A 21118-nucleotide genomic window follows, 5' to 3' on the forward strand; every position below is an offset into this window, starting at 1 on the left:
GGCGGTTTTTTTCTTGCCAGATATAAGAATAGAGAGCCAGTTCCGGGCTCTCCTTGATTAGTTTTTTACCTCTTCCTCTGCCTCCTCATCGTCTGCAAAATCACTTATTTCAGCGATCGCATCATACAGGTCATCCAGCTCTTTCGGCGATGGGAAGATGCAGGGAACAACTTCATAGGCAGCCAGCTTTCCATACTTCGCCAGCGCCTGCTGCGAGTCAATCCGGAAGTTTGTGCGATCGGTATCGATGCCGGCGATGATGATCTCAGCCTTGAAGCGCAGATCATCGAATTCAACTTTCCGCTCTGCCTTGCTCTTTTTACCTGTGACGGATACCTTAAGCGCTGCTTTACGGGCTTTGTAATACACGTCACCAGGTACAGCACGGATAGGGAGCTTCACGCCTTTCCGTTTCCACTCCCATTCCCCTTTTGCATCGACCTGGGTGTTCATCCCCAGAAATTCTTCCATCGTGAGAAATTCACTCATGTAAAACGCCTCCTTGTCTTATTGGAATTAATCGATCGGATCGTAATCGTCCACAGTTCCTTCAAGCGATGTATCTTCGTCCAGCTCGCCGTGACTCCACTTGGCAATAGACAACGAGTCGGGGGAGAATCCGATAACCGCAACGCGGTATTTACCGGCGATCGGGTCATCAAGCTCGCCAATGAAGTTCACTTTCCCCTCAGGGTTTTTGGCGAGCTCCATGATGAGTTTCTGGACATTCGATGTCCGTTCAAATGTGGCCGTCATGCTCACGGATGACGAAACGACACGGTGCCCCTTTCGAAGCTTACCGGCTCGCTTGCTTTCGGCCTTGTCAAACTCCTCGGTCAATTCAAAACCAATGCACTCGGTCAATTCGTTACCGTTCTGGTCGTAGAAATGCCCGTGCGTACCGGAGTAGGTTTGAGCGTCCTTTGACATTATCAGTCACCTCATTTCGCTTTGTTGTAGGTGTAAATCTTCTCGAGTGCATCCTGATGACGGAAGCCAGCGATGAAGTGCCCTGCGTTTCTTGCTGGCGTGTAAATCGGATCTGGTCCGTGGTATTCAGGGTCTTCGATGTATTCATAGTCAGCAGCAATAACCTCCAGCGCTGCAAGTGGACGGAATACTTCCCGCTTGATCATCTGGCAGAACGCGGCGCGGCGCGCCGGACTGTTGCTGTTCGGTTGCTGGCGTACCCACTCCTTGCCCGCCTCTTCTTCCGCATACATGATCGAATGGAAGGTATCTACCACACGGATTTTCCCGAAGTCCTTGGATTGATCGGGTCCCGGAGTTGTGAGCGTATTTACCGGTTCCTGAATGATTACCTTGCCATTGTCCATGTTGAGCATCAGCGTGCCGGATTGTACCAGTTCGATCAGATCGGTTTCGTCCCACTCTTTGGTGAGTGCTTCGAACTTGGTCACGTAGAGGGCCATTGTATAGTTCAGAGGCATGGCAGCCATCAGCGAGCCAATAAACACCGCTGTTTTGGCGCTTGAATAGGTTTTGCCCTTCCACTTGAAGCCGCTACCGACGTTCACCACAACCATGTTGTTTGCATCAGTGGACGACTTTTTGATCGCCGCTTTATCCTGATCACGCGTGGAGTCCCCACCGAAAATAAACTTGATGTAATTCCCGAGGACGTTTTGCTGATCCGCCCAATCCTGAGCGGATGCGTTCAATGCCGCATCAGAAATCCCCAATGTGAAGACGCCAAACTTCCCTTTTTGGGTAGCCAGAGCGTTTTGATAGGCGGTATATTTGGTGGCTTCTACACTCTTCCCGCTGTCTCCGCCGGTTAAATTCGTCCCCGCGGTGGAATCGGGCAGCTGATCTGCCAGTTTAGTCAGAACGATGTAATCGCTGAAAGCATACGCAGCGACCAACTCATCCACTGTACCGCCTGTCTGACTGTCAACCAGTTCCGCATCTTTATAAACCAGCAAATCACGCTTGGTGTTGTCCAAAAGGTTCGGTTGAACAACGACTTTCAGACTGTTACCAAGCACGCCTTTATACTTCGCCTCGATTTTCAGTACGTCAGTCGCACCGCTTTTCAATGTAGCACTCGCAACCTTCGCGCTTTCTCCTGCCACACGATAAAGCAGCACCTCAGTCGGCTGTGGGTCTGCCGCCCATACCAAGTCAAAGTCATCGACCTGGCCGAATTTCTTCTCTGCGGCCGTTTTATTGCGGACCGTGATAAACTCTCCGATCGGGCCCCAATCGGCAACGATCGGCAGCGCGAATTTTCCACGCAGCCCTGCTGTGGTCTGCTCTTCAATAAACGATTTGAGGAAAGAGTAGGCGCCGGAAAGCACCTTCTCTTCCCCCGGTTGGTATTTACCAGACATCTATTCCACCGTCCTTTCCTTGAACTTCGTAACGAACTCTTCCGCCTCCTCGACGGTCATTTCGTCAGGGGCATCAAAAAAGGCAGTGATTGCTTCCGTCCGGTTCAAGCCGAACTTCTGCTCCGCTACCTGCATGATTTGGTGTTTTGCGTACTTCACTGTGCCGACACTGTCGCTGTCATTTCTTTCTTCTTGCGCTAATTGAGCAGCAGCTTCATCCGTCGATGCTTCTGCAGTCGGTTGTTCTGCATTAACTTTTGTAGTTTCTTCGATGTCCGTTTCCGTTTTTTTACGTACCACTTGGTTTCCCTCCTTTCTTCAAGGTAGGATCATATCGGTTATGAATCACTTCTAGCGGGTCGTATTCGATCGGCGTGTACGGGATATAAACCAGATATTTCAGCTCCATCGATTGATCGAGGCCATCCGGTTTACTAAAAGTCAGCCGGCACTCCCTGATGTATCCAACCTGCTGGCGATTCGTATCGTAAAGCGGAAGAATCCAACGTCGATCAGCAAGGTCTTGCCTCACTCGTTGCACAATATCCTTCCGTTGGCCGACATCCTTTGCCAGAAATACCGCATTCAGCGTGACTCTTTCACGGTATGCATCGGGCCTTCTTGGATCCGGAACTCGCATTGGTTCTTCCACAAACCATGTTGGCCGTGTAAAGTCCTTGGGCTTCGGCAGTTCCTCTGCACCGATGTTGGTCAAGGAATACAGCCAGCGCCGAATGGAAAGTACATCATCAGCCATCGGGGAACAACCTCCTTGCCAACTCGTCAAGCTCTTCTTGCACCAGTTCATCCATGATGGATTCAACCTCGGCTTCCGAACGAGCCAAATAGTGAACGCCGGGAATGCGTTTGCCTGTTAAGATCATGCCGTAATCCCAGATGTTCGGGTTCTTGCCTGCCGCCTGATCATAAAGAAACTGCACATAGGCTTTCGGGTCATAGATGAATTTTTCATCATCCCAATGCCCAGGCACGAATTGCCCCTTCCGCTGTGTGAATCCTTCCTCCACATATCGGGCGTATTCAAGATGTGTCCCGACAGTGATTTCCGCTTTCGTCCCCCGAAGAATCAGGTCGAAGATGTTATCTGGATTCCCGATCATGAGCGATTCCTGAAGGACGCCGTCTCGAACCGGAGCACGATCCTGCGCGCCTCTCAGAATTTGAAACCCTGCCTTTCTGGCTACCCGATCCATTGCGGCTTCGACTTCCCGTTTGCTTTGCTTTTTCAGGCGGCGATACTGTCGCTCCAAGTCCTTTTTGTTGACGGTAGCCATTAGATTTCAGGCTCCTCTCCCGTTGCTGCATCGATCAGGCTGATCACAACCTCGTAGTGATGCAGGCCAGCGTCTCCGTAAACGGGATAAGGCAATCCAACTTGATAGACAAGCCCGGAAAACTCAGGCTGTTCAAGTTGAATTCGCATGCCAGCTTTCATCCCGCCATGAAGGGTATGCAGAAGGAAGTCCTGAGACGTTGCCTGCCGCCCTGTAAGCTGCTGAATACGACCGGGGGAACCAGATACCCTGCAAGGCACGTTCTGGGCTACTGTGCGCCATTCTGAGCTGTCTTTACCTCCTGTGAAGGGGTCAGTCTCCCCTCCGACATCCAGAAGGGTAAATGAGTGGCACAGAAGCCGTTTGTAATTGGTCAAATCATCCACAGCTTCTGCCCCCGTTTCTTACTGTATTTCAAGAGAATATCCTGCACCTTCGGATCGTTTGACGAGTAGGATATTGACTCCTGATAGTCCCCTTGCTTCACGCTGGTTACACGCTTTTCCTGCGCCATATCCTTCGCAACCATGGCCGTAGCCAATCGCAATTCTTCAGGCACCGGGTCAGGAAGATTCACCTGACCCAGCACATAGATGTTTGCATTCAGAACGACTGAGCTCAGCTTGTCAGGCGACAAAGAAGCCAGTTCAGGAAAATGAGCCAGCAGCTGCTCGTTACTGAGGATTGTCATCGGTCGTCACAGCCTGACTGCCGCCTTCGTCATCCCCGGATGGGTCTTCCACAACCTTGTATTCATGCTGGGAGTAGATGACCTCATAAGCTTTGCGACTGACTTTCAGTTTTTCTTTACCCTTGCTGATCACAAGGATGTCATTTGGCTTTTTCATTGTGGGGAACTCCTTTCTCACTGAATTGATTAACCTACGAAGCCTGCAGGACGCAGCACGCCAAACGCGGCTTCTTTGACTACCAGGAATGCCACTTGGAACGTAGCTTTCAGCGCAACCATGTCCTGTTCAGCAAGAGAAAGAGGCTTACCATCTGCTGCATTAACGCTTTGCAAGGTAGCCTCTTTCAGGATTTCGTATTCGATTTGTTGCAGAATGCCGACCTTAGACTTTTTGTAGTCGCCAGCAATGAGATCCGCTTTTGTTTTGTCCCATGCTCCATTGCGGCAGTATTCGATCGGGAGAGCGTACAGGGAGTCTTCCGCAACCCCTTCACGAACGGAAGTCAGATAGAGCGGATCACCCTGGCTGTTTTTCAGACCGCGCAGAGAGGACTTCAAGCCAAAGTGGGCAGCGAATGCGCGTGGTTCTTGATCATCAGCTTCAATCAACGCCATAACGCTGTTCACGTCATCCGCGAGATTTTGCCCTGCGACCGATCCGCGGGTAAAGGTGTTGCCGGAGTTTACCGCAGCGGTCAGTATGTTGGTTGCAAACGGCGACTCCGTACCGATGAAGGCAGCTGCATCCAACTTGGTGTAGAATGCTTCCGCGATGTAAGGCTTCAATTCCTCGAAAACGTCAATACGCGGGCGGTTGAGTGCTTCCTTCGACATCGGAATGATGACACCCAATTTTTTCGCCTGCAGCGTTACCTGTGCCCAGGTTGCCTTTGATGTTTTGATTCGCTCTCCCTCACCGACCCAGTAGGCGCCCGGACCATCAAGCAGGACGGGAATCTTCTTTGTGGCCGTGGTCATCGGTTCCAAATCGGCAAGCTTCATGATCGCTGAGCCGCGAACCACGTCCTTGACGATGTCCGTTGCGGTTTCATCTGGAATCAAGCCAGTCAGTTCCGTGCTGAGGGTAGCACCTTCTGCAAATTTTTGAATGTCAAACGAAAAGGTTGCGGCCATAGCCATTACCGGCAATACGCTTATTTGTTTTTTCATCATGGATAAGTTCCTCCTTAGATACGCTGCATTTTTCGCAGGTCAGTAATGTTTGGAATGGTTGATTTTTGTTGCGTTGGCGGTTTGGACTGTGGCGTGGTGCCACGCGGAGTACCATCTGATTTGAGCCAAGGTTTCGATGTGATCAACTCGGACACGTGCTTGTCGATGTTCTTGATCTTCCCGCTGTCGGTGACTTCGACTTTGGTCAGCTCAGCCAACCGAATCGCATCAGCCAGTTTGTCAGGATCAACCCCTTGTTTAATGGCTTCCACGATAAAGGCATTTTCAATGCGGAGGGATTGAATGGTCCCATTAGCAGTCTTCAGATCGGTTTCCCGCTCTGCCAGCTTTTGCTCCGCCGTTTTTTGCGCTTCCTGCTGCTGTTTATGGGCATCGACAATCCCCTTCAGATCGTCAGCTTTCTCAATGCCCAAGCCTTTAAGGAAATCGCTGACTGCTCCTTGCAGCGCGGAGTCATATTCCTCTTTTGAGGAAAAGGCTACCGCAGGTTTACTCCCTTCCCCTCCCTTATCGCCTCCTGCAGCTGCTTGACCGCCTCCTCCATTGGCAGCAGCTGCTGCTCCGGTACCACCACCGCCATTGTTCCCGGCCTGTCCACCCTGACCACCTCCATTCCCGCCGTCACCGCCGCCGGCAGCACCACCTCCTTCGTTGAATCGTTGCACTTTAAAGCTCCATTGCCACTTTTTCATTTTGACTTTCTCCTTCCTCAGATTGAATTTCCATAGAAACGTATTCGGGGTATTGCTGTGCAACAGCTTGGATACCAAGTAGAGCTGTCTGCATAATGGTGGAGATTGCGGCACAAACAATGTCTTTCCCATGCTCTGCATAACCCGCATGCCCCACCGCATGAATCTTCATTTCGCCATTATCCAGGTACGCTTTGATCTTGATCACATCGATGCCCCCTCCCTTCCAGGCAATAAAAAAACACCTTGATAAAAAGGTGAGATTACGTTGCTATGCCTTTTGCTTTTGCCCATTCTTCATAGTTGCGAGCTGACGTATAGCCGCGCTCTTCCTTGCCGATACGATAAGATCGCTCACGCTGCAGCCTGTCAAGCACAGCCGACTTGATAACGGGTCTCCAGTACGACCGGCAGTTTGGATGATTTGGGATGCGCTCGCCCTCACGCCCGGGATTCTCTGGCGTGTCATAATCAAGCGGATACCTTTTCCCGTCAGCCTTTCGACATTGGGAGGAAGTCCGCTTATCCAGCGTGGCACAAAATTCTTTCTCGCCAATGATGTCTGAATTCGCTTGATAGGCGGTGGACTGCCCCTGTGCTGCCGCTCTATTCAACTCGGTACGTGCCAGCCGGAGCGCGTTTGACCAACTCTCTGAAGTCCGTAGCGTGATTTCTTTGGCTGCCCTGGTAACACCCCATCCCTGAACCGCAGCTTGCGTGATGACATCTTCCATCGATGCCGCCAACAAATCAGTGCGCAACCGAATCCGCTTCGAGAAGTGCCTTCCCTCCCACGGCTTTTCGATGGCCGCAAGGATCATTGGGAAGTTCACTTGCGGAAGTGCCACACCGATTTCAAAATCTTGTTCAAGAAAATACAGGTGGTGGTATACGCTTCGCTTGTATTCTTCCCCCCACACGATGCGAAGCTGCTGCTCCTCTTCGTCGCGGAGGCTGTACAGAATGGTGCGGATGCTGTCCATAATTTGATCCAGCCGCGAGGCATTGTAAATCAACGAGACGAGATCCTGTCCGCTTTCGTTATAGCGGGCATACAAGTCTGTAATCTCTTTGACGATACTGGTGTTCGCTTTCCCAAACAGCTTTTTGAGCCGCATGCCATGCTTTGCGATCCGCGCTTCTAGCTCCTCTTGGTAGCGTTCCTCTCTGCTCATGCAGCATCACCCGGCGGGTCATTCCCGCCATCATCATTCTCATTTCCCTCATCACCGTCAGGGTTATCCCCTTCATCTACAGCCATAGGATCAAGCAACGCCATACGACGCTTGGACTCTTCTTCCTGTTCGGCCAGAACTTTGTCACGCGAAGCTTTCGGATCATCAATGAATGGCAGGAGGGCCAAGCGCTCTTCATGCGACACCTGACCGACAAGCTTGGTCACGATATCTACCATCTCTACCAGATTGACAGGCAGGTTTTTGCTGAACCGGATATCGATGTCTTGATAGTCCCATTGCTTTTTGTACTTGGCATTCAGCATGCCCGTCAGGATACGGATACGGTTTCTAAACCCTTTTCCGTACTGACGCATTTTCAAGCCAGCTTTGATGTCCGCATGGTAGAAGATGATCTTCAAGGCAATGCCAGAAGGCGCGGAGCCCACTTGATCAGGCCGCAGATGGGGCGTTCCCGATTGATCGAGAAGGGATTCAATCAGCCGGTTGATGGTGTTTTCCTCGTGGGTATCTTGAAGGTCCCACGTGATTGGCACCGCCTTACCTCCGATGAGGATTTGAGAGGTTGCCCACATTTTCGCAAGATACTGCTTTTTCCTCTCCGTGTCGGTGATCAGATTCCCCTCTTCGTCATAAAGCAGTAACTCGTCCAAATCGAGGTCTTCAAACAGCACCTTCGGATTTTTGAAGTATTCCTGGACGTTCACCTTTCCGGTTACCGCTTTATTAATCGCATCCATGAGGTTTTTCAGATCAGCCAGATCACCCATGCCTTCAATTAATCCATCGTCTCGGTATTGCTGATGTTTACGCCTGCGGTTCACGTAATGTGTCCAGGGCACAACTGGTTTCTGCTGGAGCTTGCCGTCTTGGTCCTTTGTTAATACAGTCACCTGATGTGCGACCGGATTGACCTCTCTACTCGTATCCAGTACGAGCACGGCGCCCTCCTGCCGAAGATAGGTAATTTCGTTTTCGTCGTACACCTCGACGATCAGCGATTTTTCATTCCGCTGCATGTCGGTCAGAGAATAATAGCGGATGACAGCGATCAGCTTGGCCTTCACTGTTGTGTCATATACAGCAATGCACTCATCCGCTTTGAACTCGGTCATGCAAATCTGGCCGTCTTCGTCAAAATAATAGTATTCAAAGACCTCTCCATCGATAGAGCCATCCTCTATCAATTCGTAGGACAAACTTTCTTCATCGTTGTCCACCAGAACCGCCTGCAGCTTTTCCGTATACTCATCGATGCCATCTTCTTCGACGTTGGCCGTATAACGGATCGGGTTGCTGGCGATGTAGGCAGTCCCAAAGTCGATGATCTTGCGGGCGAAGTTTACCACGATTCGGTTATTTGGCTTGCCCTTTTCCTCTTGCTGCTTCAGGATGTCATGATCACCATCCACGTACTTCCGCATCAGGGAGTAGTCTTTTTGCTTGTGTTTGGAAATCAGATCGGATACCCAGCGCCAAGTATTGTTGGCTTTGTTCTCCTCGTAAAACTGCTCAAGCAGCGTTGTTTGCATGCTTTTTCACCCCCTTTACGCCGCATCGTCGGCAACTTTCCACGGAATCACTTTGAACCGGGCTATCAGTAACTGATGGAATGTCTTGCTGTTCCAAACAAGGTACCGCAGCGCGTCCATAGAGTGATCATTTTCCTTGAGCGGAATCTCCGCTTTTTCTCCGGAAGCTCCTTCTGGATACCGGTAGTTTGTCAGCTCCTGAATCACATCTTTCAGGTGATCGCTGATAAAGATGTTTGGCCGCCCGTTGTCCGATTTCACTGTGAACAGCGATGCAACGGCACGAATACTAGGCTTTAGATGCTTCTTGGCCGCTTTTGCCGGCAGGCCGTTTGTCTGATAGGTCTTGATGTTACTCGGGTCTTCCTCGTCACACCAAAACAGTCTGATCTTCCACTTTTTCATCAGCTCTTTATCCTGAGCCACCCAGCAATTCGGATCACCCGGAATGAGGATTTCCATCTGACGCTTATAGATGGCATCGACGATCCACAGTTCCCCATTGGCTGTCATGGCACCAACCAATGTCACACCGGGATTTGTAAAGCCCCAGTCTTTACCGGCTTCAACCAAAACAAAGTCGCCGTTTTCAAACTTCTGACGGCAGAGGGATTGCGGGACAACGTGAACAGAGCGGTCAAATTCTTCATACACCTGCCCAAAAAACACATCAAACCGGGCAAAAATCTCCCGGTCAACATATCGCTTCGGCATGGTCTCGATCATGCGCTGTATATTCCTCTGCAGCTCAGGCAGTGGATTATCCTTGCTGGTCCAGTAGAAGTTTCGCCACTCTGGATCGTTTCGGTATTCTTCCAAATGCCCTCCAGCTGGCGTGTGTTGGCCGTTCAAGACGATTTCATGATAGAACCAGTTCATTCCTTCAGGCGTGGTCGTCCAAACGCTCCAGCCGCCTTTATCAGCGAGAGCATAGGAGAGATAACCACTCCATGTATCGGCCTTCATTTTCGATGCCTCATCCAGCCACACCCCACTCAAACCTTTACCAACGAGCGTTTTCGGCCTGTCAGCGGACTTGAACTGAATGAGAATGTACCCTTTCAGCCAGATACGGTTTTTTGACGCGTCCCAGTTCTCAATCATCTCTTCCGGGATTACCGCTGCCAGCTCTTCCTGCTGAATTTCCGACATGGAGTAGGTCGGCGATACGCACCAGTATTCCAGCCGCGGCTTCGGCTTTTTCATGACCTTCAAGTTTCGCGGGGGCTTATACGGCAGGCCCTTTCCTGCCTCAATGTCGGCCAGGATGTTATCAAAGAATTTTCGGGCCCCTACGTTGGTTTTGCCACCACGACGACCGCAGTTCATGACCACATTTCGAGCGTCGCACTCCATGACCTCAATCTGTTTTGCATGAGGAGTCCAATCCGTGAAAGGATCAAGCATTAGGCTTGTCACGTGACCACCTCCGCACGATGATTTCCTTCTCAGGACCACCGCCGTTGTTGACCAGCTGCGCCTTCAATTGAATGGCCTTCAATTTTTTGTCCTGGACGCGGGTCAGAGCTTCTTCCAAAGCGAGAATATCCTCAATTGCTCGGTACTCAGTCTCCTCTATCTCCGTTGTGACCAGCTCGTCGCGGGAACGGATGAAGGTTTTCGTTTCCCCGGATTTCTCATCATGAATTTGCACCGGCTCTTTGATGGTCAATCTCTCCTGCAGGACACGCCGTTGCTTCTCGGTTAACCCTTCGGTCAGTTTGCGAATGCGCATCATCATTTCCCGTTCGCGCCAAGCCAGCAAACGAATTTCATCATCTGCTTGGCTGACAGGATCAAGGTCGATGCGATCAAGCACTTCCGCCTGCTCAGGAGTCAGAGCGTCCATCCAGATTGATTGATGTTCCCCTGTCCTCACAGCATTGGTGTTTCGTGGCGGTGCCCCGCCGCTGTTCCCGACAGCATTTCTGTTCCCAGGGGGAGCGCCCCCGCCGTTGCCTACGGCGTTCTTGTTACCTTTCGGCGCGCCCCGTTTTTTTGTTGTACAACTTTCATCAGGCGATTGTTGTACAACATTCCATTTGTCGCGCTGCTTCCACACAGCAATGACCTTTTCATTCTCTCCAAGCATTTCCGCGATCTGGCGATTTGTTATGTCTCCATTGTGTTCAAGCCATATCTTGTATGCTTTATCACGATTGGGATTTCTCTCCCTCGGCATTACATCTCACCCCACCTCCGGACTCGGTTTTGTGTTGTGTTGTTTTTCAACGCCAGCATGCCGGAAAAAGTTTCTACCGGATTCACCTCTTTATGAAAGGAGGTGGTTCTTGTGATTCGATTCATCATCAGCTTGCTCGGAATCGTTTTGGTTTGCAGCCATATCGATGATCACCCAGTGGAGACTTTGATTGCATTGGGCGCAATGTTTTATGTCTGGCAAAAGGGCAACTAAAGCTCATCTTTCTGCAACTCGATGTCCAGCTCGATCAGCTTTTTCAGATCATCCACCGTTTTGATTTCGATGTGGCCGGATTGAAAGTCTTTCACCCATTTGCCGATTGCTGCTTTGACGACTTTCCTGTACTGCGCCTTTGACTCCAAGATGCCTTCCAACACTTCAATTTCATGCTGCAGCAAAAGGTCGTCAGGAGCAGAAGGAGAACATTCGTTTGTATTTTTCATTGAGACACCCTCAGCTTTCCTGTAAAATGGAAAACGAGATAGCGAGTTCAGGAATCTGCGGCCGCAGGGTTTCGCTATCTCTGCCGGGGGTGTCCCGGTGGATCTGGGAGGGCGTTGGAGCGTCCTCCCTTTTCATTTATGCTGCGTCGTGTTTTCTGCTGACAAGCACAGGTTCTATACCGGTGCTCTCATAGAAACGTCGCTTAATGACATCGCAGAATTTCGGATCAAGCTCCATCGTTCTGCATTCACGCCCCATCTGTTCACAGGTCATCAGTGTTGCACCGCTACCACCAAAGAAGTCAGCTGCAATATCCCCTTTCTGGCTGCTGTTACCGATCGGGATTGCAAGAAGATCCAGTGGTTTTTGTGTTGGATGGACATACTTACTGACGTCCCCGCGGGATACCTCCCATACTGTCTCTGGTTCCTGCTGTTCATCAGGTAATCCAGCCCGCCAAACAGTGGTTTGCTTTCGATCACCGTACCAAGCTGGTGCCTTGCCCTTCAAATGAGCATAAAACACAGGTTCATGCTTGTATTTGTACTGAGCAAACCCGAAGGTTGCCGCATTTTTCACCCACACACATTGCGTTCTGACCACGATGCCGGCTTTATTCATGGCATTTTCAAATTCACGCTGATACAGTGACGGATGGAAAACATAGATCGCAGCCTTTGGGTCCATGACAGTTGCATAGTTTAGGAAAACCTTGTCCAGAAATTCAACGAACTGCTCCATTGGCATATCATCGTTGAGGATGCTTTCCCGCCCATCTGCTGCAAGCTCAGCTGACTCGCTTTCAAATGCGACGTTGTATGGAGGGTCCGTTACGACCAGGGCAGCCTTCTTACCATTCATCAACTGCAGGACGTCATCCAGATTTGTGGAGTCGCCGCACATCAGAAAATGCCTTCCCAGCTGCCAAACGTCTCCATACATCGTCTCCGGCTCTTTGATATCATCAAGCGCTTTTCCGACGTCGAAATTATCGTCTACCACCGGCTCGTCGACTGCAATGTCCTGGTACTGTACAAGCAGCGAGTTGATCTCCTCTTCTCCGAAACCGGTCAAACTGATATCAATGTCTGTCTGCTGCAGATCCGAGAGAACCTGAGCCAGCTTCTCCTCGTCCCAGCCCCCGCTGATTTTATTCAGGGCCAAATTGAGAGCCTTCTCTCTGCTATCGTCCAGGTCCACAACGGAAACCTCTACCTCGACGGCCCCCTGCTCGTTGACGAGGATTTTATACCGCTGATGCCCCCCAACGAGATTTCCGCTTCGCTCATTCCAAACAAGCGGCTCGACGTAACCGAATTCTTCAATCGATCGTTTCAGCTTTTCGTAATCGGGATCACCAGGCTGCAGATCAATTCTTGGATTGTACGGAGCTGGGTTGATCAAAGAGACAGGTATTTTTCGTATGTCCATGCTTTTCTGCTCCTTCTGGCAATAGTAGTAAGAATAAAGAATATTGCCAGCCCGAAAACGGCTGAATGCCTTGAGAGGCAAGGGCTGACATCGTTTTTTTGAGCGCTACAAAGTAACTACTTTTCGAGCGGAAAAGTATACGTTTTGTATCACTGCCAAAATCTATGGTCGTGCTTAGAGCGACAAGGCTTCTGAGCCTATGTGATTCCGGCGACCCCCTATTCGGAATTCGGGTCTTCCCCGGCCTCCGTGATCTCCTGTCTAAATAGCTGCAGGAGAGATGTTTCCGCTGCCTTCCCGTTAAGCGAGAACAGCGGGTTTATTGCCAGGGCTGTCCTTCCATCGGTTTCGACGCGCCGGAGAATCCGCTGCTCAATAAATGATTTGACGATCTTTCTGGCCTGCGGATAGGAGCAGTCGGCAACTCTGGCAAGGTCCTTGACAGTGAGCGGTATGCCTTTCTGGCCGCGCTCATTGTCTCCTTCAAGAAGATTCGTCCCCTCGCTGGCATACGGAGTGATCTTCAATAAAAAACCAGCCTCAGCGAGTGACAGCTTCCTGAGCCGTCGCTTTGCCTTCTGGCTGGCTTTGATCTTTACGAATTTTGCGCTGCGCCCTGCTGGACGGAAAACCTTGACGATCTCATCCGGGCGCCGGAGGATTTGCTCCTCATAGAAAACCTCTCCGGTCTCTGGGTCAACGAATTGACGCACTACATGATCACCACCACCTGCCATAATTACGCATAAAAAAGGGAGTCACGACTTCTGCCGCACTCCCTTTAGTGTTTTGCCTATACAACTGTAATTCCAGCCTGGCGTAGATATTCATCAAAGCTGTAACCGTGAATAGAATTTACGATTTGACCAAGCTTATACTGTTCCTCTGTGATAGTCATGCCGTCCAACTTAGGATAAGGGATATAGGAACGGTGGCCATCAACAGCAACTGTAAAAAACTGCTCAATAATGCTGTCATTGAACTGCAAAAAGTATATTTTTCTTCTTGCATTCTTATCAGGGAAACTTCTTGCCCAATCCTCGTAAAAACCGTCATCCCCTACTGGTTCAGAACGATCTGATAGAATTGAGATTCTGATGTCCCCTTTGAAAATAAACTTACCTAGTTCGTCGTCGTAAAGCCAATCCTCTTCATCGGAATTGGTAATCAACGACTTAAAATCATCATATCTCACAGACAATTCACCTCCTCTTGTCATTCTTCGACATTTAGGAGGATTTTCCTGTAACATTTTTACTATTCCCCCACTTCCTTCGGCAGGGGGAGCTCCGCCGCGAGCCAATCCTTATGCCTGCTGCGGTCACAGACTGTAGGAGGTGGTGCAGCTGGGCCTGCAAACCCAAACCAGCAAGCATTTGCCCCTTACTTGCTGCAAATGACACGTCCACTGCACTCTTAGGGAGGATCGGCGTATCGAATATGAGAGGTACTGGACAAGGGGCGAGGGGCCGGAGCCGTAGGTCTCGCATGTAATCCCCTGTCCGGTATATCCCAGATGTATACTGTCGCTCTCAGCGTTCACCCAGGCAGATGGGAGTCATGTGAATCGTGATCGCGACGGACACAGACACAAAGATCAAACAGAAATCTTGTTCCTCCGTAGCGCCCGCCGCACCTAACACCCCAATAAGGAATGTGCATGCTCTCATCGTCATGCGCGCAAATAGGACTCCAGCTGCTCTGCCTGTTCGACTGCAACGCTCATCGCCCCTACGTATCGCCCCGAGTACCGCCGTTGATAAGGGAGGATACGGTATCTCCCAAGAGCAAAACTCTTAACTCAAGGGTACCGATCCGGCCAAATAAAAACGTCCAGCATTTTGTCCTCATTTTTTTCCATATTTTTCTCCGGGTTTTGTCCTACTTTTTGTCGGACTTTTTTCGAGAAATTGAAAAACGGCACTCAAATGATCCGGAGTGCCGTCGCGAGCTGGAATATCGCCTCTCGCTTTTTGATGTAGTATTGGTCTTTCGTCAGACCCAGTTCCAGATACACATTGATATCGTTCACTCTGGCCGGGCTGAGATATTTCTCCTCGATGATCTTCCTTTCTATTTCATCCAGTGAGTATTGGAGTGCCCGCTCGATCTGTCTGGCTTTCAGGTCGTTTTTTGTCTCTGACTGATGCAACCTTGGAAAAAGCTGATCAATTCCCTTCTCGGCCTGCTCTTGTTTGTTTTGTACGGCGACACGGAGGGCTTTGTATGCCTTCAGCTCTTTTACAACAGCCTTACGGACCTCTCTTTCGTTCACTGGTTGCAGAAAGGATAATTGCTCTGGAGCGCTCATCTTCCATTCCCCCTTGTCCGGTTCCAATGGTATAATTTTCTTGGCTGAAATACCTTGGGCTCCCGGATAGGGGGCTATTTTTGTTTACTGTTTTTTCAAGAGCAACTCACTGCCCGATGCTTTCACAAGCTTTGTCACCTCGTCCACGTCTCTTTTTATGCGCTCTATAGCTCGTTTCATATCAGGATGGATACCCTGCCCGATCATTTCCACGACATCCCTCGGCCACCATGAGTACCGGACGTTTATTCCTGCTTTTTCGGCAGCTTCTTTGATTAGAGCTAGCTGTTCACCCTTATTTCCGCCGTATCTCAGCTCATCTTCCAGCTCCTTCACCTTTTTCCTCAATGCACTGATCTCATCGAATAACCGTCCCTTAAATTCCTGGCCGATACGCAGACGTGCTTCTTTTTGCGAGAGGTATGATTCGATCATCTCCCGTCGATCACTGAAAAACGGATGGCGGTCAGAGTCAGTCCGAGACAGAAGGATGTAATACAACAGGTCAGCTGGCATCTCGATTAGGCGATATTTTGCTGGGCGCTTTGTCACCAACGCACCAGAATCTGGGTAGTACCAGATCAGCCCTACTTCGGTTGTTAGTTCCTCTGGTGCTATCAATCCTTTTGGGCAAACAAAGCTGAAACAATGGCAATGCTGCAGGTATCCAGGCCACTTTTCGTCTTTGAGGAAGTCACTACGGCTTACCTTTACTTCGTATCCTGTCAGGCGCGGCTTTGCCCAGCTTTTCTTTATCGCAAATGCATCGAACTTCAACAACTCATTGCTTCCCCATGTCGCTCCGGTCTTTACCTCTGTAAGGAAAACATCGTCAGTGTGCCGCTTAGCCAACGCGCGTTTAATCTCGTCCGCCTTGACGTTTGTCTTTTTGGTCACGTTCTTCCCTCCCGACTAGTTTTTTTCTAAAACTGACGATATGCCTTAGCTGCCTCCTCTTCCGTTTTCATATCCATCATGTAAAGCATGGAGCCCTCGATCTCTCTGATCTGCTCCTCGCTGTACCCCTTCCGCTGCATCGCCAGAATCATATAACCAATTGCAGCTTGATTCGTCATAATAAACATCATCCTTTTCTTTTTTTGTCCCAACTGAAAGGGTTATGCTCTACCAAAAGGAGCGTGATTCTATGAACAAGTCTTTCTATTACCTCATCCCCTGGAGCCGACAGAAGGATATCAAGCGCAAACTCATGGGGTTGAGGGTACCCTTCACATTTGAAACTGCTGACGGAGAGTGTGCCGTCGTCTTTCCGGATCTCCCCGTCAGGCAATATGCAGAAGTTAGAAAGCTGTTCAATGGTGACGGTGCGCCTTATCCAAACTAAGTGCCATATTCAAAAAGGCTTTGTTCCATCGGCTTGTAATTCATAAGGAGAAGCTCGGTTGCATCTGGCCGTGTGTAGCCTTCGCCAGAAACAACCGTATTTTTCTTGGCCTTGATCTCCTTTCGATACCATCCTGGATACAATTCGCGGACCAAATCGCAATCGTAATAGGAGAGAATCACCTTTCCCTTGGCTTTATTCAACAGTTTGGCAAGATCCCGATGGTCATTCTCATCAAAATCTCCTGGGTAACGGTGTTCGCTGCCTACATAAGGCGGATCAACGTAATGCAGCGTTCTCGGGGTATCGTACGTCTTGATGTTGTCCCGGAAATCATGACGTTCGATGATCACCAGCCGCATGCGATCTGCAAACTCATGAATTCTTTCACATACCCCCTGGTAAGATTTCGGAGAATTGTGCTTCGGGCTGTGCTTAAATCCTGACTTATGATTCAGTCCGCCGCCGTTAATTCCTAGCCGATTCACATAAAAGAATCGTACAGCACGGTCGAAATTGCTGATGTAACCACCGCGGCGCCGGTAGTGAAACAACTCTTCTTGCCACTGTTCGAACAAGGATCTCGAGTACGGCAGTTTTTTCACCGCCTGATAGAATCTTTCCGGATCCTCGTTGACGACCATCAGAAAGTTAACTGCATCGTCATTGATATCGTTGTACACGTCGACCTTGCCGGGCGGCTTTTCTGCAATGACCCGAGCAGAGCCACCAAACGGCTCATTATAGGTATCGTGGTCAACCTGCTCGATCAGTTCTAAAATGTGCCCGAGAATAGTCGCCTTTCCTCCGAACCAGATGAGTGGTGATTTCGCTCCCATCAGTGGATCACCGCCAGTTCCCCTTTTGATTCCTCTTCTTTGACCCATATCTCTTCCCAGCTGAGCTCAAACCCGATACCGGCTTCCGCTTTAGCTGCGGCCAATAGAATCACATTCCCCATTGCCTCTGCCGCTGCCGGTGGCACTGCATTTCCGATGTACTCCCGCGCCTTGGCATCACTGCATCCCTCAAGTTGGAATGGACGTCCGTCTGGCAAATGAGTATCAAATCCCTGCAGCATCGCCAACTCGTACGTCGTGAGCGGCCTGTGCCATGTCCCATCCTCGGCAATAATGATCCAGATACCTCGATCGGAATCAGTCGGGAATGGTCGTGGATCAGCCACGGCGGACGTACCGGAATGCACATCGCTGCTGCCGGTTACTGTCGGAGCTGGCTGTTCCCAATCAGCCACGCCCATCGTTCCTGATCGAGGGCTGCATGTCATTCGGACATCTGCGACGAGCTGCGCACCGCTCTGTACATCCGTAACGCCAGTAACGGTTGCTGCCGGTTCATTCATTGGCTGCATGCGAAACTTATCAGTGTACCGACCTGGTCGATCGGAGATACGCGGATCGCTGATGCTCGCCGCGGATTGCATGATTCGAGAAGCAGAGCGTACCGTTTTGGATGACCCATGCCACTCCTGTACGCCATAGCTGTCTGGATGCAACTTGGTCAAAACTTTCGGGTCAGCCACGGCGATGGCGCCACTGCCAAACCTTGTTCCTGTTACGCACGGAGATGTTTCGTCGGGCCCCACAATCCGGTACACGCCCGGGTGCCGCCCTTCCCGTTCCGTGAGCTTTGGATCAGAGATGCAAGCCGCCCCATTCGATGGGCCAACTGCTCCCGTTACGCAGTCCGCGGCTTGGTTGTAGGGCTGCACATGATACAGATTTGCTTTGCCGTCGCCGCTGATAGCGAGACGCGGATCGGATAGCGCGGTCGAACTGTTGCTTCTCCCCGGTCCTGCAGCGCTTGTAACTGTCTTCCCTGGCTTGTTCCAATCCTCAACTCCCCATGCCCCACTGCGTGGCTCGTGAATGATTCTGTACTGCTCATATGGGATGTTCTGGAGGTCCCGCCAATCGCCGCCCGCTCGGATCAGTGCGAGGCGTACCCACGTTTTCCACTCCAGACGTGGCAACCGGTGCAACGGTCCTCCTGCTTCGGTATCACCCGGCATGGGCAGAGGACCAATGACATCCCCAATCGTCAGAAGTGGCTTTTTCGGCGGAATGTAAACAAAATTCGGGACCTGAATTTCGTCTCTGGCTAAAATTAGGAACCTGACACGGTTCTGACCCAGCCCACCGATCTCCCCAAGGTTGTGATCAGCTCGCATATTCACCGCGTATCCGAATTTTTTAAGCAATTTCTCGATTTTCTTCAAAAGGGCCTTGCCCCGTGTCTGGATGCGGGGCACGTTCTCCAGTTGAATGAATGCCGGCTGCCCCCCACCATATTCCTGGCATGCACGAAGCGCCAAATCGATTCCCCTCAATGTAAGCTGGTTCAACGCTTGATATTTTTTCGACTCCGCGGATTCTTTAGGGAGAAGAGCACTCAGACCTTTGCATGGGGGCGAAGTAAACAAGAAGTACGGGATCTGATAGCCAAACGCCACCCACATATCCCAAGGCGTAACTTCCCGCCACTCTGGAGGAGGCTCATGCCCATGCCAGTCAATGTATTGCTCACGTGTGAATAAATCCATGACCACCGCTGTGTTTTCGCCTGTTATGGCGTCGTGATTCAGGCATGCTACAGGGTCATAGTCAATCGAGCAGAGAAGCTTCAGTTTGTGGATTCTCCCGCCGTACTCGATCTTGGAGCGCATGTATCCTGCGGAAGCTCCGCCGATGCCGCCAAAAAGGATTGCTGCCGTTCTTTCGATCATCCTTACTTCCTCCCGTTCCAAGGCTGCATGCCGCCACCAATCTTGTAGTTATTCACCCAAGGGTTGGTGCCTGATTGCTTGATAAATTCGTTCACATCCCGCCTGAGAATGCATGACCGTCTCCAGGGATGGTTTGGTTTCGGTTTTACCGCTGGCATACATTTCCCCGCCTTTCAGGAAGGGAGCAGCATTACGCTGCCCCTTGTTCCCCGTCATTGTTGGATTTTGCCATATGCTCAGCAACCAGCTTTTTGTATTTGGACCAGGCGCTCTGCATTTTCGTTGACGACTCACCGATCGAGTTCGCGATCTGCATCCATGTTTCTCCGGCCAACTTTCGTTTTAACAGGCTAGGGAAGTCGAAGGGGATATCTGCAAAAACAGGTGCTTGTCCGCTCAAAATAAACTGCTCAAGTGCCTCTTTATCAACGGTAGCAGCAGTCTCTTCGGAACCTGTGGTTTGTGAATTGTCGTCCTGTTCAGATTCGCCGTCGTTTTCCTGCTTCGCTTCGGGTTCAGGATTGTCACCATCTGCCTTGTCTTTTCCATTTTGAGGATCTGCTTTGTCTTTTCCTTGTCTCCACTCATTCCATTTCATTGCAAGTGGGGCGACACGCTTCCGGTACTCATCGACCAGCTCGACGATCTTCCCGCTGGAGATACCAAGCTCACTTGCCATCTTCATGTAGGTTTCGCCATCGTATTTGCGCTTGATGATGCTTTGGAAGTCATATGGCAGGTCATCATAGCTAGGCGACATACCGCTCGTGATGAACTCATCGATCACTTCCAATTCGGCTTGCTCAGTTTGTTCTTTGGTAGGTACTTTTTCTGGGGGCAGACCTAAGTCTGCTTCAATTTGTTCCCCTTGTGGCTTCACTTCCGAGACCACGCCCTTATCATCCACTTTGTATGTTTTCAGGGGCTCATTTGTCTTCGCATTAATCGTCACGTTGTAGTTAACAATCAGGGATTCCATCGACACGTCAACTTTGCAATCGATCATCTCGGAAAGGCTGTCGAGCTTCCCATCCAAACCGTTATCCGATACCTCCAACACGATTTCTTTCTTGCCACCTGGTTTCAAATTGACTTTCTTCACAACGGATTTGAAATCAATGTACGGCATTCTATTTTCCTCCCTAATTTGGAATGGTGAGGGGGGACAGCTCATCTTCCACACCCTCCCTTGGGTTTATAAATCCAAGGCCATCTGTTTTTTGGTTGAATTTTTATTCCGTTTTGGCTTGTCTTTAATGATCGGACCGCCAATTATCGGCTCAATCTCAATGCGCGGGTTTACCCGGTCAATTTCAAAATCCTGATACTGGATGAGGGCCTGACTATCGTCTTCGTAGATAATTCCTTCCAGAGCATCAGCCCACGCCTTATCAGTGTTGTGGCAGTCCTTGTCCTTCCCGTCGTTCCAGTAAATCCATGTCCGGAGTATGACTTTCCTACCTTCAACCGATACCCAGTCATTATCCATAGCCCATTCGAACGCAGCATCAGCTACTCGCTGTTTGTATAGCTCCCCCCACTTCCCGAGCGTAGGCCTGTTGTTGACGATCACGTAAAGGTGATTCCATGTCGGCACGACCCAAATGTTCTCCATGTTCCTAGTCGTTGGGTTTCTCCGGCGTTTTTCCATCAGCAAGGGGATCACGAGTCGAGGTGGCAACAT

At 50.4% G+C, this 21118-nt stretch carries 29 protein-coding genes; 2 read left to right on the forward strand and 27 right to left on the reverse strand.

What is annotated here, in order from left to right:
* Positions 1-57: 57 nt before the first annotated feature.
* From JOD01_RS12260 to terS, 16 genes are all read right to left on the reverse strand, one after another.
* Positions 58-489, reverse strand: coding sequence for a phage tail assembly chaperone (locus JOD01_RS12260; protein ID WP_204518629.1), 432 nt, complete (start codon positions 487-489; stop codon positions 58-60).
* 27 nt (positions 490-516) lie between these two features.
* The gene (locus JOD01_RS12265) at positions 517-930 is read right to left on the reverse strand and encodes a phage tail tube protein (RefSeq protein WP_005836779.1); all 414 of its coding nucleotides are present in this window, start codon (positions 928-930) and stop codon (positions 517-519) included.
* An 11-nt stretch (positions 931-941) separates the two neighbouring features.
* The gene (locus tag JOD01_RS12270; protein ID WP_204518630.1) at positions 942-2354 is read right to left on the reverse strand and encodes a phage tail sheath N-terminal beta-sandwich domain-containing protein; all 1413 of its coding nucleotides are present in this window, start codon (positions 2352-2354) and stop codon (positions 942-944) included.
* Positions 2355-2654 carry a YqzN/YkzM domain-containing protein gene (locus JOD01_RS12275; RefSeq protein WP_204518756.1) on the reverse strand — a complete coding sequence of 100 codons (300 nt, stop codon included), beginning with the start codon at positions 2652-2654 and terminating at the stop codon, positions 2355-2357. It lies immediately after the preceding gene.
* Positions 2644-3111 carry a hypothetical protein gene (locus JOD01_RS12280; protein ID WP_204518631.1) on the reverse strand — a complete coding sequence of 156 codons (468 nt, stop codon included), beginning with the start codon at positions 3109-3111 and terminating at the stop codon, positions 2644-2646. Before JOD01_RS12280 ends, JOD01_RS12275 begins: the two co-directional genes overlap by 11 nt.
* On the reverse strand, positions 3104-3649 hold the full coding sequence (locus JOD01_RS12285; protein ID WP_204518632.1) for an HK97 gp10 family phage protein: 546 nt from the start codon (positions 3647-3649) through the stop codon (positions 3104-3106). Before JOD01_RS12285 ends, JOD01_RS12280 begins: the two co-directional genes overlap by 8 nt.
* Positions 3649-3798: a hypothetical protein gene (locus JOD01_RS19710; protein ID WP_239565425.1), complete on the reverse strand. Its 150-nt coding sequence runs from the start codon at positions 3796-3798 to the stop codon at positions 3649-3651. The genes JOD01_RS12285 and JOD01_RS19710 overlap by 1 nt, the downstream gene beginning before the upstream one ends.
* A 224-nt stretch (positions 3799-4022) precedes the next feature.
* Positions 4023-4340 carry a head-tail connector protein gene (locus tag JOD01_RS12295; RefSeq protein WP_204518634.1) on the reverse strand — a complete coding sequence of 106 codons (318 nt, stop codon included), beginning with the start codon at positions 4338-4340 and terminating at the stop codon, positions 4023-4025.
* Positions 4324-4497, reverse strand: coding sequence for a hypothetical protein (locus tag JOD01_RS12300; protein ID WP_204518635.1), 174 nt, complete (start codon positions 4495-4497; stop codon positions 4324-4326). Before JOD01_RS12300 ends, JOD01_RS12295 begins: the two co-directional genes overlap by 17 nt.
* Positions 4498-4526: 29 nt before the next feature.
* Complete coding sequence (locus JOD01_RS12305) at positions 4527-5513, reverse strand: phage major capsid protein (RefSeq protein WP_204518636.1); 987 nt, start codon at positions 5511-5513, stop codon at positions 4527-4529.
* A gap of 14 nt (positions 5514-5527) precedes the next feature.
* Complete coding sequence (locus tag JOD01_RS12310) at positions 5528-6226, reverse strand: hypothetical protein (protein WP_204518637.1); 699 nt, start codon at positions 6224-6226, stop codon at positions 5528-5530.
* Positions 6201-6434, reverse strand: a complete 234-nt coding sequence (locus tag JOD01_RS12315; RefSeq protein ID WP_204518638.1) for a ribosomal-processing cysteine protease Prp — start codon at positions 6432-6434, stop codon at positions 6201-6203. Before JOD01_RS12315 ends, JOD01_RS12310 begins: the two co-directional genes overlap by 26 nt.
* Before the next feature lie 55 nt (positions 6435-6489).
* The gene (locus JOD01_RS12320) at positions 6490-7401 is read right to left on the reverse strand and encodes a minor capsid protein (RefSeq protein WP_204518639.1); all 912 of its coding nucleotides are present in this window, start codon (positions 7399-7401) and stop codon (positions 6490-6492) included.
* Positions 7398-8954 (reverse strand): phage portal protein, encoded by a 1557-nt coding sequence (locus JOD01_RS12325; protein ID WP_204518640.1) that lies wholly within the window; start codon positions 8952-8954, stop codon positions 7398-7400. The genes JOD01_RS12320 and JOD01_RS12325 overlap by 4 nt, the downstream gene beginning before the upstream one ends.
* A gap of 15 nt (positions 8955-8969) precedes the next feature.
* Complete coding sequence (locus JOD01_RS12330) at positions 8970-10373, reverse strand: terminase large subunit domain-containing protein (protein WP_338028554.1); 1404 nt, start codon at positions 10371-10373, stop codon at positions 8970-8972.
* Positions 10354-11136 (reverse strand): phage terminase small subunit, encoded by a 783-nt coding sequence (gene terS / locus JOD01_RS12335; protein WP_204518641.1) that lies wholly within the window; start codon positions 11134-11136, stop codon positions 10354-10356. The genes JOD01_RS12330 and terS overlap by 20 nt, the downstream gene beginning before the upstream one ends.
* Positions 11137-11247: 111 nt before the next feature.
* On the opposite strand from terS, the gene JOD01_RS19875 reads away from it, so the two are divergent.
* Positions 11248-11370, forward strand: a complete 123-nt coding sequence (locus tag JOD01_RS19875) for a hypothetical protein (protein ID WP_275581953.1) — start codon at positions 11248-11250, stop codon at positions 11368-11370.
* On the opposite strand, the gene JOD01_RS12340 is transcribed toward JOD01_RS19875, so the two are convergent.
* From JOD01_RS12340 to JOD01_RS12370, 7 genes are all read right to left on the reverse strand, one after another.
* The gene (locus JOD01_RS12340) at positions 11367-11600 is read right to left on the reverse strand and encodes a hypothetical protein (RefSeq protein ID WP_204518642.1); all 234 of its coding nucleotides are present in this window, start codon (positions 11598-11600) and stop codon (positions 11367-11369) included. The genes JOD01_RS19875 and JOD01_RS12340 overlap by 4 nt on opposite strands.
* A 136-nt stretch (positions 11601-11736) precedes the next feature.
* Positions 11737-13032, reverse strand: a complete 1296-nt coding sequence (locus JOD01_RS12345; protein WP_204518643.1) for a site-specific DNA-methyltransferase — start codon at positions 13030-13032, stop codon at positions 11737-11739.
* Between the two features lie 218 nt (positions 13033-13250).
* Positions 13251-13745 (reverse strand): hypothetical protein, encoded by a 495-nt coding sequence (locus tag JOD01_RS12350; protein WP_204518644.1) that lies wholly within the window; start codon positions 13743-13745, stop codon positions 13251-13253.
* Between the two features lie 80 nt (positions 13746-13825).
* Positions 13826-14227 carry a hypothetical protein gene (locus JOD01_RS12355; protein ID WP_204518645.1) on the reverse strand — a complete coding sequence of 134 codons (402 nt, stop codon included), beginning with the start codon at positions 14225-14227 and terminating at the stop codon, positions 13826-13828.
* Positions 14228-14956: 729 nt separating this feature from the next.
* Entirely contained in the window at positions 14957-15343 is a 387-nt protein-coding gene (locus tag JOD01_RS12360) for an ArpU family phage packaging/lysis transcriptional regulator (protein WP_204518646.1), read from the reverse strand.
* Positions 15344-15427: 84 nt separating this feature from the next.
* Complete coding sequence (locus JOD01_RS12365; RefSeq protein ID WP_204518647.1) at positions 15428-16240, reverse strand: MmcB family DNA repair protein; 813 nt, start codon at positions 16238-16240, stop codon at positions 15428-15430.
* 26 nt (positions 16241-16266) lie between these two features.
* On the reverse strand, positions 16267-16419 hold the full coding sequence (locus JOD01_RS12370; protein ID WP_204518757.1) for a hypothetical protein: 153 nt from the start codon (positions 16417-16419) through the stop codon (positions 16267-16269).
* Positions 16420-16490: 71 nt separating this feature from the next.
* Between JOD01_RS12370 and JOD01_RS12375 the strand changes: the two genes are divergently transcribed.
* A complete protein-coding gene (locus JOD01_RS12375) occupies positions 16491-16688 on the forward strand; it encodes a hypothetical protein (protein ID WP_204518648.1) in 198 nt (65 codons plus the stop codon).
* Here JOD01_RS12375 and JOD01_RS12380 read toward each other — a convergent pair.
* The 4 genes from JOD01_RS12380 to JOD01_RS12395 all read right to left on the reverse strand — a co-directional run bounded on the left by JOD01_RS12380 (position 16685) and on the right by JOD01_RS12395 (position 21118).
* Positions 16685-17527 carry a DNA adenine methylase gene (locus tag JOD01_RS12380; protein WP_204518649.1) on the reverse strand — a complete coding sequence of 281 codons (843 nt, stop codon included), beginning with the start codon at positions 17525-17527 and terminating at the stop codon, positions 16685-16687. The genes JOD01_RS12375 and JOD01_RS12380 overlap by 4 nt on opposite strands.
* Positions 17527-19434, reverse strand: coding sequence for a DNA cytosine methyltransferase (locus JOD01_RS12385; RefSeq protein ID WP_204518650.1), 1908 nt, complete (start codon positions 19432-19434; stop codon positions 17527-17529). The genes JOD01_RS12380 and JOD01_RS12385 overlap by 1 nt, the downstream gene beginning before the upstream one ends.
* A 190-nt stretch (positions 19435-19624) precedes the next feature.
* Positions 19625-20563, reverse strand: a complete 939-nt coding sequence (locus tag JOD01_RS20050) for a hypothetical protein (protein ID WP_420829086.1) — start codon at positions 20561-20563, stop codon at positions 19625-19627.
* A 66-nt stretch (positions 20564-20629) separates the two neighbouring features.
* On the reverse strand, positions 20630-21118 hold the full coding sequence (locus JOD01_RS12395) for a RusA family crossover junction endodeoxyribonuclease (RefSeq protein WP_204518651.1): 489 nt from the start codon (positions 21116-21118) through the stop codon (positions 20630-20632).

Source organism: Brevibacillus fulvus, assembly GCF_016908525.1.
In the GTDB taxonomy this organism is placed as follows: Bacteria; Bacillota; Bacilli; order Brevibacillales; family Brevibacillaceae; genus Brevibacillus_G; species Brevibacillus_G fulvus.

Bases quoted from the DNA above. Each gene is read 5' to 3' on its own strand.
- JOD01_RS12270 (WP_204518630.1), bottom strand. From the start codon at position 2,354: ATGTCTGGTAAATACCAACCGGGGGAAGAGAAGGTGCTTTCCGGCGCC.
- terS (WP_204518641.1), bottom strand. From the start codon at position 11,136: ATGCCGAGGGAGAGAAATCCCAATCGTGATAAAGCATACAAGATATGG.
- JOD01_RS12300 (WP_204518635.1), bottom strand. From the start codon at position 4,497: ATGAAAAAGCCAAATGACATCCTTGTGATCAGCAAGGGTAAAGAAAAA.
- JOD01_RS19710 (WP_239565425.1), bottom strand. From the start codon at position 3,798: ATGCGAATTCAACTTGAACAGCCTGAGTTTTCCGGGCTTGTCTATCAA.
- JOD01_RS12260 (WP_204518629.1), bottom strand. From the start codon at position 489: ATGAGTGAATTTCTCACGATGGAAGAATTTCTGGGGATGAACACCCAG.
- JOD01_RS12310 (WP_204518637.1), bottom strand. From the start codon at position 6,226: ATGAAAAAGTGGCAATGGAGCTTTAAAGTGCAACGATTCAACGAAGGA.
- JOD01_RS12370 (WP_204518757.1), bottom strand. From the start codon at position 16,419: ATGACGAATCAAGCTGCAATTGGTTATATGATTCTGGCGATGCAGCGG.
- JOD01_RS12265 (WP_005836779.1), bottom strand. From the start codon at position 930: ATGTCAAAGGACGCTCAAACCTACTCCGGTACGCACGGGCATTTCTAC.
- JOD01_RS12340 (WP_204518642.1), bottom strand. From the start codon at position 11,600: ATGAAAAATACAAACGAATGTTCTCCTTCTGCTCCTGACGACCTTTTG.
- JOD01_RS20050 (WP_420829086.1), bottom strand. From the start codon at position 20,563: ATGCCGTACATTGATTTCAAATCCGTTGTGAAGAAAGTCAATTTGAAA.
- JOD01_RS12280 (WP_204518631.1), bottom strand. From the start codon at position 3,111: ATGGCTGATGATGTACTTTCCATTCGGCGCTGGCTGTATTCCTTGACC.
- JOD01_RS12395 (WP_204518651.1), bottom strand. From the start codon at position 21,118: ATGTTGCCACCTCGACTCGTGATCCCCTTGCTGATGGAAAAACGCCGG.
- JOD01_RS12305 (WP_204518636.1), bottom strand. From the start codon at position 5,513: ATGATGAAAAAACAAATAAGCGTATTGCCGGTAATGGCTATGGCCGCA.
- JOD01_RS12375 (WP_204518648.1), top strand. From the start codon at position 16,491: ATGAACAAGTCTTTCTATTACCTCATCCCCTGGAGCCGACAGAAGGAT.
- JOD01_RS12295 (WP_204518634.1), bottom strand. From the start codon at position 4,340: ATGACAATCCTCAGTAACGAGCAGCTGCTGGCTCATTTTCCTGAACTG.
- JOD01_RS12385 (WP_204518650.1), bottom strand. From the start codon at position 19,434: ATGATCGAAAGAACGGCAGCAATCCTTTTTGGCGGCATCGGCGGAGCT.
- JOD01_RS12325 (WP_204518640.1), bottom strand. From the start codon at position 8,954: ATGCAAACAACGCTGCTTGAGCAGTTTTACGAGGAGAACAAAGCCAAC.
- JOD01_RS12285 (WP_204518632.1), bottom strand. From the start codon at position 3,649: ATGGCTACCGTCAACAAAAAGGACTTGGAGCGACAGTATCGCCGCCTG.
- JOD01_RS12345 (WP_204518643.1), bottom strand. From the start codon at position 13,032: ATGGACATACGAAAAATACCTGTCTCTTTGATCAACCCAGCTCCGTAC.
- JOD01_RS12320 (WP_204518639.1), bottom strand. From the start codon at position 7,401: ATGAGCAGAGAGGAACGCTACCAAGAGGAGCTAGAAGCGCGGATCGCA.
- JOD01_RS12360 (WP_204518646.1), bottom strand. From the start codon at position 15,343: ATGAGCGCTCCAGAGCAATTATCCTTTCTGCAACCAGTGAACGAAAGA.
- JOD01_RS12380 (WP_204518649.1), bottom strand. From the start codon at position 17,527: ATGGGAGCGAAATCACCACTCATCTGGTTCGGAGGAAAGGCGACTATT.